Origin of the sequence: Bartonella sp. AP72JLCBS (assembly GCF_042195705.1) — a bacterium.
In the GTDB taxonomy this organism is placed as follows: Bacteria; Pseudomonadota; Alphaproteobacteria; order Rhizobiales; family Rhizobiaceae; genus Bartonella.
This window is the reverse complement of record NZ_JBHIOU010000010.1, coordinates 70,849-82,114: the sequence shown is the minus strand read 5'-3', so window position 1 is coordinate 82,114 and position 11,266 is coordinate 70,849. Positions and strand designations below refer to the sequence as shown.

Below are 11,266 nucleotides of genomic sequence, written 5' to 3'. Positions count from 1 at the left end.
AAAACTGGTAAGCTAGTCGAAGGTTCATTCGCATGGCTCCTTAAACAGTATTTTAATAGCTCCAATTGGCATAACCTTTCTAAAGTCACCCAAAAACAAAAAGAACTCATCCTTATGAAGGTATGTGATACCATAGGAAACATTCCATACCAAGCAATTGAAAAGAAACATATCATAGCCGGTGTTGAACGGCGTAAAGAAACACCAGCAATGGCTAGAAATTTTCTGAAAGCCCTTAATGGACTTTTTAATTGGGCGATTGATCAAGGTCTTTTGGAAAATAATCCAGCTTTAGGAATAAAAAGACCCCCCCTCAAAAACAAAGAGGGATTTCCTGTTTGGACAGAAGAAGATGTCGAAAAATATTATCAAAGATGGCATCATGGTACCCATGAACGTGTCTGGATTGATGTTCTTTTATATACGGGCTTGCGTCGTGGTGATGCGGTACGCATTGGCTGGAAAGATGTCAAAGACAATATTATTCATCTCAAAACAGAGAAAAGTAAATTCCAAACAGATGTTTTTCTTCCCATTTTACCGGAATTAGCTAAAACGCTTGAAACTGGTCCTATTGGAGAAGAAACATTTATCTGTAGTAAAGTGAATCAAAAATTCACCAAAGAAAGCTTTGGGAATGGATTTAGAGACGCTTGTAATGCGGCTGGCATTAAAAAATCGGCGCATGGATTAAGAAAATTAGCCGCAACACGTGCAGCTAATTCTGGAGCAACAGTATCACAACTCAAAGCAATTTTTGGCTGGACAGAAGATCAGATGGCATCCCTTTATACAAAGAGTGCAGATCGTAAAAGACTAGCTCTTGAAGCTATAAAAAAGCTCCAAAAAAGTTAGGGGCAGAGACAAAAAAACGTAATAGAATCAAAATTCATTAATTCCCTTATATTCTATATAATTCTTTGATTTTATTTACTCTATACCCGCCCCTTGGGCGTACCATCATTCTTTCTTTATGTGTAATATATTCATTTTATTTGTTTTTTTAATGAGGGATGCATAAATAAAAACGAGAGAATAAGATTTTAAAAGGTATCTCTTCGTAAAAAGGATACAAGAATCATTAATCATTAGGTGATTAATTCCTTTGTTGCATTTCGAGGATGGTACTTTACTGCGCACAGTTAATAAAAATAAGAATCGATAAAATATTAAGAATTAGAGGATTCTAACGCGCGATACGGTAATTTTATAAATCATATTCTTGCGTATGCTGTTAGTTTTTAAATTAAAACCAGCCGCATCATTTATACGTTTTTTCCAACCTTCAAAACTGAAGTTTATCCCAAACGCATTTTATATGAAGCATTTCTAATTACAGTGCCTTTGTTATCACATTAAACTTTTTATAAACAAACAGACCATAATCTTAGAATTGGAATAGCAATATAAAAATAGTTTCTTATTCACCTAACACAACAAATCAAGAAACTATAATTCAGAATACGATCAACTTATTAAATGGAATCTCTGATAATAAAAATGCATAATCCCCACCCCCTCTGATCTAACTACCTTATCCATTAAACAGATTCTTCATCAATCATAGAATAATTATAGATTTGCAAACACATCACTTCTTTTCAAAAATTAAACCCTCCAACAAAATTTTACACTCTATTGATAATATATTCTAAAAGCTCATATTTGAATGCTTTTTTCCCTTGTTTTTACTTTTCATTATAAACTTGAAAGTGTTATACAAGTAGTATCGCTTAAAAGAAAAAGGATTTCTAATGGTAAAGATCAAAGTAGAAAACCCCGTTGTTGAACTTGATGGGGATGAGATGACCCGCATCATCTGGAAATATATCAAAGATAAATTAATCCATCCCTACCTCGACATTGATCTAAAATATTATGATCTTTCCGTCGTAAATCGTGATGCAACCAATGATCAGGTAACTATCGATTCTGCCAATGCTATCAAAAAATATGGGGTTGGTATAAAATGCGCAACCATCACACCTGATGAGGCACGCGTTAAAGAATTTAACCTAAAAAAAATGTGGAAATCACCTAATGGCACAATCCGCAATATTTTAGGAGGAGTCATTTTTCGCGAACCCATTATCTGTAAAAATGTCCCTCGCCTTGTTCCTAACTGGACAAAGCCAATTATTATCGGACGTCACGCTTTTGGTGATCAATACAAGGCAACAGATTTTAAATTTCCAGGAAAAGGGAAATTAAGTATTAAATTTGTCGGTGATGATAATCAAGTTATTGAACATGATGTTTTTGATGCTCCAAGCGCAGGGGTTGCCATGGCTATGTATAACCTTGATGAGTCAATTCGTGATTTTGCCCGCGCATCCTTTAATTATGGACTACAACGGAATGTTCCAGTTTATCTTTCAACAAAAAATACCATTCTAAAAACTTACGATGGTCGTTTTAAAGATATCTTTCAAGAAATATTCGATACGGAATTTAAAACTGAATTTGAAAACCGTAAATTATATTACGAACACCGTCTTATTGATGATATGGTTGCTTCTGCATTAAAGTGGTCAGGTGGATACGTATGGGCATGTAAAAACTATGATGGTGATGTCCAATCTGATATTGTTGCCCAAGGCTTTGGTTCTCTGGGTCTCATGACTTCTGTTCTCATGACACCTGACGGCAAAATTGTTGAAGCAGAGGCAGCACACGGCACTGTAACACGCCATTATCGTCAGCATCAAAAGAATGAAGAAACATCAACGAACTCTATTGCATCTATTTTTGCATGGACGCGTGGACTAGCGCACCGTGCTAAACTAGATAACAATGAGAAGTTAAAAAACTTTTCCACGACATTGGAAGAAGTTTGTATTAAAACCGTCGAAGAAGGTTTTATGACTAAAGATCTCGCACTTTTGATTGGGCCTAAACAAAAGTGGCTTTCTACAACAGGTTTCCTCGATAAAATTGATGAGAATCTCAAAAAAGCAATGGGCAGTTAAGTTATTACTTAAATTAAAATTCAAAGCTCTAAACAGAGCTTTGAATTTCTCTTGGCAAATTCAAAGAAGTACCTTATAAGTAAAAAGAGGATAGATTTTTATTAAATAGCAAACAACAGTGAAAAAACAGGGCTGGTCTGCGCTTTTATTGGGTAAAAATGGTCTTTGCTTTTTAACGTTTACAGGTGGAGTTGTGTTACACGCTACCAACGTTTATATTGTTATTACTATTTTACCCTCTCTTATGAATCATATTGGCAGTGAAATATATTATTCTTGGGTGGCTACTGTCTTTATTACAGCTTCACTCGTGGGTACTTCACTTGCAACAAAAATATTAGGGAAATTAGGTCCTCGCAATGCGTATGTTATTTCTGGACTTATCTTCACCCTAGGCACTTTTATGTGCAGCATTTCTTCATCTATGCCATTGTTTTTAATAGGACGCTTTATTCAAGGATTTGGAAGTGGTTCTTTGTTATCCCTATCCTATTCCATGGTACGGATTGTTTTCAGCCCATCTTTATGGTCACATGCATTAAGTATTATCTCTGGAATGTGGGGAATATCAACCTTGTTAGGACCAGCAATCGGGGGGCTTTCTGTATATTATGGCCTATGGCGAGCATCCTTTTTGATCATTGGCGTATTAGCTATATTTTTCTCACTCATCGCCTTTAAATTTTTACCAAAAAAGAATGAAAACGATGTTCCAACACCCCCTCTTCCTCTTCTCCAGCTTTTCACACTCACCTTATTGATTTTTATTATTTCTGTTGGAGGGGCTATGGAGTCTACAATAGCAAAAATTTGCGGATTAGTTATCGGACTTAGTCTTCTCTTTGTTCTAGCAAAAATCGAATCATCTACCCCTCATCCTATGTTGCCCCGCAAATCCTTTTCTTTCTCTTCTGAAATCTTTTCTGTTTACGCATTGATACTCGTTATGACAACAGTCGTATACAGTATAGAACTTTATTTTCCACTTTTTCTTCAAGAGCTTCATGGGCAAGCTCCACTTATTGCTGGTTATATAGCAGCACTTATGAGCCTAGGGTGGACATGTGGAGCCATCTCAAGTGCTGGTCTCTCCACAAAAAAAATTCGCAACATCATTGTATACTCGCCCCTATTAAAACTGTTAGGCATAATGATTCTTTTATGGCTCATCCCAACAGAAGTTTCCGCGCTTGAATATATTTTTATTATTTGCTTAGCACTGTTTTCTATTGGAATCAGTGCGGGCATAGCATGGCCACATTTGCTCACAAGGATCTTACAATGTGCAAATGATGAAGATGCTCTCCGTGCCAGTGAATCCCTTACCTCTGTACAACTATTTTCAGCGGCCTTAAGTGCAACTCTAGCAGGAGTCATCACCAATCTTGCAGGCCTCTTTAATCCTGGAGGAACAATAGGAATGATCTTAGCAGCAAAAACTCTCCTTATAGTGCTCATGGGTCTTTTATTTTGTCTTGCTATTCCATTAGCACTGCGCATTTCTTACTGCATATTGAAAAATCCAACAGGACATTCCAATAACTAAAAATAAATATAAAAATTCCTTCTTCATTTAAAAAATGAAAAATATTAAGCATGCTTCTCCATATACCATGAGATGCAAAAAAACATTAATCCACACAAAGTTAGAACACTTCCTAAAACAGCTGTATATTCATAACTATAGCCCAATTTTAAAACTAATGCTCCAGATTCTGCACCAAGAGCGTTGGCAATATTAAAAGCAGACTGCATTAATGCTCCTGCCAAAATCTGTCCTTGTAATGCAACATCCATAATTTTTGTTTGTATAGAAGGCATAGCAGCAAAAGAAGTTCCAACAAAAAAGCATCCTATTGCTGCCGTTAACGGAGCATAGGATAAAAAGAAAAAAAGAAAAAAAACAAATACGCTCCAAAGCATAGAAAAAAATATCATCGGCGAAATACCAATTTTAACGGCCAATTTAGGCCCCAAGAGATTTCCTACCACCATACCCAATCCAACTAACGGCATGATAAATGGTACCAACTCAAGTGAAACACCAGAAATATGCATTAATGTTGGCTTGATATAAGTGAAAACAGAAAATAATCCTGACGCTCCCACCGACACCATCAACAAAAGAAGCCATACCTGCTTTTGCTTTAATGCACCCATTTCTTGCAAAGGATTCGTTTTTGGAAAACTTGAATCACAAGGAAAAAAATTCCAAATAAGCAAACAACATAATAAAGCGATCATCCCCACAAGGACAAAAGCAATCTGCCAACCAATAAGTTGACCAATCCAAGTAGCACTGGGTGCTCCCAAAACGGTTGCAATTGTTAAGCCAAGCATAACATATCCAACAGCTTTAGAACGTTCTTTCATTTCTACCATTGAAGAAGCAACCATAGCCGCAAGTCCAAAATAGATTCCATGGGGAAGTCCACTGAGAAAGCGTAATACGACTAATATGCTAAAATCAGAAAAAAAGGCACTAGCAATATTTGCTAAAGCATAAAAAAGCATCAATCCTATCAAAACAGTTTTGCGTGATACCTGAGCTGTTGCCACAGCTAAAAGAGGTGCTCCAATCACAACTCCTAATGCATAAGCAGAAATATATTGACCAGCGGTAGGAATATCAACATAGGAACTTCGTGCCATCTCTGGTAGTAGCCCCATTGCGACAAACTCTGCAGTACCAATAGCAAAACTCCCCACAGCAAGAGCAAAAATTATTAAACGCCGTATTCTCGAATCAATTCCCAATGCAAGAACCTTTTGTTGATAAGAATCCCTCATATCATCACTTCTGGATAGGAGTTTTAACCGTAGATATCTGTAATACACACAAATAAAAATTCAAAACATTGTTATACGCATGCCCAATAGTCCCCAATAAAGTTTTAGAAATATTTTGATATATAAAGCATTTTATGGAGTTTTAAGTAAGATTCTTTAATGGAAAATCTTTGAAAACCTCAAGATCATAGACGTATTCACCTATTTCTATCAGATCTACCAGATAATAAACTTTGTCTCCTCTTTTCAGCCATTGTAATTTTACAGTGAAAACTTTATTTTGCAACGATATACTATATCCTATAAATAATTCTAAAATTTGCCGAAGAATGCATTTCAAACAAGTGAATAATATCTCATCATTATCTTGATACAAAGATAAAACTTCTCCCCCAAAATTATTGTTGCTTTATTTTGCTACCTGAATACAGATCCCCCAAATCGATAAGCTATAATTTCAACTTTAGGCCATTCTTATAAATTATTATAGAGTCTTTTAAAAATTCTCATGATAATAGTGCTTGGTTTCTAGATTTATTAAATACCCTCTTTTAGACATCTTTACCCCTCCCTCATCTAACAGAGGAATCGCATCAGATATCTAACTCACTATCTGTAAATTAAAATATTCACGTAAATATATTATGATTATTTTCATATAAATTCTATAAACAAAGCAAAAAACAAATATAATAAATTTTGTATAAGTATGTTTATTGCTATTTTATAAATATGACAATTACCGTGATTAATATTTAATTTATTATGACATAATATCTATAGTTTTATTATATAAATAATATTACATAAATCTATCTTAAAGAATATTTATATATAAAAACTTAAAAAATAAAATTATAACATTTTAAATGTTGTAATTTTATTTTAGTTTTATTTTAATTTTCTAAAAATTTATCTGTTCGATTGTATATAATCCATTCTTTACCTTTAGTAATAAAAAACACAAAGTAGCTCATAAAAATACAATTTTCATACTTCTTTAAGAGTTCGCTAACGCCTCATTAACATTGTTGCTGTAAACAGTCATCAGAAACAGAAAAACTGTTTTTCTCCGGATCAGGTAGCGCGTACCGGAGTAACAGTTTCTGTTTTTATCTAGTAATTAGAAAAAGAATATGTGCCCTATAAAACCGCACTGTTATATCTTAAGATAGTGGAATTTTATAATTTTGGAAGATGTTTCTAATTTCATTTTTTAGCTAAATTTGTAAGTGTGAGAATAAATTCAATAAAAAAATGAGGTGCTATATTACGATTAATATTTTAGCGTCCTTGTGCCCATAGAGCACGCGTTTCAGCGCAAAAATCGGCATAACAGCCTTCCTCAATGGCATCACGAATTCCCTGCATAAGTTGTTGATAATAAAAAAGATTATTCCAAGTCAACAACATCCCCCCAAGAGATTCACCAGATTTAATCAAATGATGCAAATAAGCACAACTATAATCATGTGCTGCTGGACAAAGTGACTGTGGATCAAGAGGAAGTGGATCTTCTGCATAACGCGCATTACGCAAATTAATTCTACCAAAGCGGGTAAAAGCTAAACCATGACGTCCTGCACGCGTCGGCATAACACAATCAAACATATCAACACCACGAGCAACACTTTGTAAAATATCATCAGGTGTCCCTACTCCCATAAGATAGCGTGGTTTATCCTCTGGTAAAATCGGACAAGTAGTATCCAATACTGCTGTCATAACACTCTGCGGTTCACCAACAGCAAGCCCTCCAATAGCGTAACCTTTTAAATCGATTTCTTTTAATGCTTGAGCAGAACGTTCACGCAGTTTCATATTATCACCACCTTGAACAATCCCAAACAATGCTTTATCTGGCTGATCTCCAAAAGCTGTTTTACAACGCTGCGCCCACCGCAATGAAAGTTCCATAGCTTCTTCCATTTCTTTTTCAGTTGCGGGTAATGCAATACATTGATCCAACTGCATCTGGATATCTGCACCAAGAAGTCCTTGAATTTCGATAGAACGCTCTGGACTCATTTCATAGTAAGCTCCATTAATGTAAGAGCGAAAAATCACACCTTGTTCAGTAATTTTACGGATTCCCGCCAATGACATAACCTGAAAGCCACCAGAATCGGTTAAAATAGGTCCGCTCCAGCGTGAAAATTCATGTAATCCTCCCAAACGCGCAACACGTTCAGCTCCTGGACGTAACATTAAATGATAAGTATTTCCCAAAATGATATCTGCACCAAGATCACGAATTTGATCCATATACATAGCCTTAACGGTTCCTGCCGTCCCAACAGGCATAAATGCGGGTGTACGAACACGTCCTCGCCCCGTTATAATTTCGCCTCGACGTGCATACCCATCTTGAGCAATTTTTCTATAATGAAATGTCTTTATCATAACTCTCGTCTTTTTGATTCCATCAATGCATATCTCTATAGAAAGAAAAAAGATATCCCCTTACGAGCATTGTCAAAAGCTTTATGAATTAATTTTTGATTCGCTCAATATTGTAATCAGCATCAAAAATTAAACGAGATAAAAGAACATTTCTTGTTAAGAAACCACCATAATAAAAGTGATAATCTAGCTCCCAAAAAATAGTAAAATCCTTGTAATACCATACCTCAAAATACCTACGCTTATCCTTAACAGAACTGCAAAATTATTATCACAATAATTTCATCTTCACATACTTCCATAAGCAGTAACTTTGTACCCATAGAAGAAAATTTTGAACGCATTGTACAGCTTACATATTCTTTAACTTTTACAGATAAAAATTTTTCATCTACTGGGCACAGCGATCCTCACGCTTAATAAAAACGCAAATGAGCATAATCACTTATCCACTCACAATATTGAGATAGCTCTTGGCATTAGAGATAATTCACAAAAGAAATTAACGTGTAAATAAAAATACTTTAAAAAACTAAAAATGCTTTTTGTAAAGATTCTCAAATACCAAAAGCTCTATCGTAACATTAGAGGCTGAAAAAGCGTATGATGGTACCCGCTTGCTCCTTCATAAGCTTTAAAGAAGGTGGTACATAATAGATTTTATACTATTTATAGCTTTAAAACTATACATGCCATGAATATCATCGTGGAAGTGAACGTTGATATGTACTAAGAAATGCTTCTTAAAAAAACACGTAAATACGCAACACAAGTGTATTCCGTTTGGAGCATTCCTCTATTAAAAAACGAGAAAAATAAAAGCGTAAGTCCATGCATAATCTTCATTATTTAAAAGATATTGCATTAGATACTTTTAAAAAAGTAAAGTTGAATTAAAAAGGAGATGGCAAGACTAGCCATTTGTTTCACTTCTGCGCCTTTTTATATTCTTCTAAGATTAAACTGTCTTCTTATTTTAAAGATTACGCCAATATATATAAACGCTGGTTTTCCACCTTGCTAGGAAAACTGGATGAGCTAGTAAAGCTCTTATCCGTCTTAACATGTGTTTCAAATATGCTTCTGCATTAGGATTGGATGTTGATTTACGAGCAGAAACAAAAGCACACGCTCTCTTAAGAAAGTAACATCATAAAACCATTAAGACCGACAATGGATTGAAGAGAAATGCCGAATTTTTTATAAAACACTTTGCCAAACAACAACCATGATACAACAGACTTTGCGTTTTCTTATTCTGACAGGTGTTTGTACAAATCCGTTGCGTTATATTCTTCAGGAAGATCCGATTGAAGAAAATATATGGACAATGCTTAGCTCGAAATTATAAAAGGTAAGCGTGATACTACAAAAGAGTTTCGTGTGCCTTTATTGATCAGAAAAGAGTATTTTTTCTTAGAAACTTACAATTGAAATCAGTATAGTTTATACTATTCTACATCCGCAGCAATAATGGCTTTGGTAATTGAATCTGGATCTGCAACAGGTTCACCACGTTTAATTTTATCAACATTTTCCATACCTTCAACAACCTGCCCCCATATGGAATATTGACGATCAAGCCACGGAGCATCTGCAAAACAAATAAAAAACTGAGAGTTAGCAGAATTTGGATTCTGACTCCGTGCCATAGAAACTGTACCACGCTTATGAGAAAGATTTGAAAACTCTGCTGTTAAATTTGGTTTTTCTGCCCCCCCCATACCAGCACGTGATAAATTGAATTTTTCACTATCCTTCTTTCCAAATTGCACATCCCCTGTTTGCGCCATAAAACCATCAATAACGCGATGGAAAATAACATTATCATAAGCACCTTCCCGTACCAGTTCTTTAATACGTGCAACATGACAAGGTGCCAAATCAGCAAAAAGCTCAATAACAACTCTGCCCTTTGTTGTTTCAAGAATTAAAGTATTCTCTGGATTTTTATTCTCAGCCATATGGAAAGCTCCCTTGATTCATTTCTCAACTTGTAAAGTAGCAGCATTAATAACATCAGGATTTTTTACAGATCCATTATTACTTGTCGTACCTTTTTTTATTTTATCAACAACATCCATCCCCTTTATAACCTCTCCAACAACCGTATACTGACCGTTTAAAAAAGCAGCATCCTCAAAACAAATGAAGAATTGAGAATTCGCGGAATCCGGATCTTGTGATCGTGCCATCCCAACTGTACCACGCTTAAACGGCTGTTTTGAAAACTCTGCCGGTATATTGGGATAATTTGAGCCACCCATACCAACGCGTTTCAGATCAAAATCTCTACTGCCTTTTTTTCCAAATTCTACATCACCAGTTTGCGCCATGAAATTAGGAATAACGCGATGAAACACAACATTATTATAGGCCCCCTCCTCTGTTAATCTTTTGATTTGCGCAATATGTTTTGGCGCCAAGTCAGGACGCAGACGAATAATGACATCACCATCTTTGAGAGATAAAATAAGAAGATTTGCGTCATTTGCTGGGCTAGAATTACCAGCGACAGCGAACAATGAAAAAAAACAAAACACACATATCAAAACAGCAAAAATTCTACGAGACACACTTATTCTCCCCTAAAAGATTGGTATTTCGAGCTTAAAGCTTGTGCAACATTGGGCGGTACAAATGGTGTCACATCACCTCCCATAGAGGCAATTTGACGTACCAATGTAGAAGTTATCGCGCGCCCAGAAACACTTGCCGGCAAAAAAACAGTTTGCAATTCAGGAGCCATAACACCATTCATTCCTGCCATTTGCATTTCATAATCAAGATCAGTACCATCACGCAATCCACGAATGAGAAATGAAGCACCAACTTCACGCGCCTTCTCAATGAGAAGGTTGCTAAATGAAAGAACCTGCAATCGATTAGAATCTGCACCAAATAAGTCTTTCCCTACCTGCGTAATGAAATCAACACGCTCTTCGAAGCTAAAGAGTGTTTTTTTGTCAGCCTGTATCCCTATAGCGACGACCACCTTATCAGCTAACACAAAACACCCTTTCAAAACATCAAGATGACCATTTGTAAGAGGATCAAAAGAACCCGCGTAAAGAGCAATTTTCATGACTTTACTCCTTCCTCTT

The 11,266-nt window shown here is 35.7% G+C and carries 9 protein-coding genes; 4 read left to right on the top strand and 5 right to left on the bottom strand.

Going from position 1 to position 11,266, the window contains the following annotated elements:
- The 3 genes from ACFILO_RS06790 to ACFILO_RS06780 form a co-directional block, all read left to right on the top strand.
- Window positions 1–855, top strand: an 855-nt coding sequence (locus tag ACFILO_RS06790; RefSeq protein ID WP_375678036.1) for a tyrosine-type recombinase/integrase, incomplete at its 5' end; no start/stop codon positions are given.
- An 899-nt stretch (window positions 856–1,754) separates the two neighbouring features.
- Window positions 1,755–2,969 (top strand): NADP-dependent isocitrate dehydrogenase, encoded by a 1,215-nt coding sequence (locus ACFILO_RS06785; protein ID WP_375611524.1) that lies wholly within the window; start codon window positions 1,755–1,757, stop codon window positions 2,967–2,969.
- A gap of 118 nt (window positions 2,970–3,087) precedes the next feature.
- Window positions 3,088–4,515, top strand: a complete 1,428-nt coding sequence (locus ACFILO_RS06780; RefSeq protein WP_375652880.1) for an MFS transporter — start codon at window positions 3,088–3,090, stop codon at window positions 4,513–4,515.
- 44 nt (window positions 4,516–4,559) lie between these two features.
- Here ACFILO_RS06780 and ACFILO_RS06775 read toward each other — a convergent pair whose 3' ends face one another.
- Both ACFILO_RS06775 and tgt read right to left on the bottom strand, forming a co-directional pair.
- A complete protein-coding gene (locus ACFILO_RS06775) occupies window positions 4,560–5,759 on the bottom strand; it encodes an MFS transporter (protein ID WP_375678035.1) in 1,200 nt (399 codons plus the stop codon).
- Between the two features lie 1,284 nt (window positions 5,760–7,043).
- Window positions 7,044–8,162, bottom strand: coding sequence for a tRNA guanosine(34) transglycosylase Tgt (tgt, locus tag ACFILO_RS06770; RefSeq protein WP_375652872.1), 1,119 nt, complete (start codon window positions 8,160–8,162; stop codon window positions 7,044–7,046).
- Between the two features lie 1,228 nt (window positions 8,163–9,390).
- Between tgt and ACFILO_RS06765 the strand changes: the two genes are divergently transcribed.
- On the top strand, window positions 9,391–9,513 hold the full coding sequence (locus ACFILO_RS06765) for a hypothetical protein (protein ID WP_375652867.1): 123 nt from the start codon (window positions 9,391–9,393) through the stop codon (window positions 9,511–9,513).
- Window positions 9,514–9,613: 100 nt separating this feature from the next.
- On the opposite strand, the gene ACFILO_RS06760 is transcribed toward ACFILO_RS06765, so the two are convergent.
- From ACFILO_RS06760 to coaD, 3 genes are read right to left on the bottom strand one after another with little or no spacing between them, the layout of a single operon-like run.
- Entirely contained in the window at window positions 9,614–10,126 is a 513-nt protein-coding gene (locus ACFILO_RS06760; protein ID WP_375611520.1) for a peptidylprolyl isomerase, read from the bottom strand.
- A gap of 18 nt (window positions 10,127–10,144) precedes the next feature.
- On the bottom strand, window positions 10,145–10,738 hold the full coding sequence (locus ACFILO_RS06755) for a peptidylprolyl isomerase (protein WP_375645830.1): 594 nt from the start codon (window positions 10,736–10,738) through the stop codon (window positions 10,145–10,147).
- A gap of 2 nt (window positions 10,739–10,740) precedes the next feature.
- Window positions 10,741–11,247, bottom strand: coding sequence for a pantetheine-phosphate adenylyltransferase (gene coaD / locus ACFILO_RS06750; protein WP_375611518.1), 507 nt, complete (start codon window positions 11,245–11,247; stop codon window positions 10,741–10,743).
- Between the last annotated feature and the right edge of the window lie 19 nt (window positions 11,248–11,266).

Coding starts and splice junctions, on each gene's coding strand:
- ACFILO_RS06785 (WP_375611524.1), top strand. CDS start 1,755: ATGGTAAAGATCAAAGTAGAAAACCCCGTTGTTGAACTTGATGGGGAT.
- ACFILO_RS06775 (WP_375678035.1), bottom strand. CDS start 5,759: ATGAGGGATTCTTATCAACAAAAGGTTCTTGCATTGGGAATTGATTCG.
- tgt (WP_375652872.1), bottom strand. CDS start 8,162: ATGATAAAGACATTTCATTATAGAAAAATTGCTCAAGATGGGTATGCA.
- ACFILO_RS06765 (WP_375652867.1), top strand. CDS start 9,391: ATGATACAACAGACTTTGCGTTTTCTTATTCTGACAGGTGTTTGTACA.
- ACFILO_RS06760 (WP_375611520.1), bottom strand. CDS start 10,126: ATGGCTGAGAATAAAAATCCAGAGAATACTTTAATTCTTGAAACAACA.
- coaD (WP_375611518.1), bottom strand. CDS start 11,247: ATGAAAATTGCTCTTTACGCGGGTTCTTTTGATCCTCTTACAAATGGT.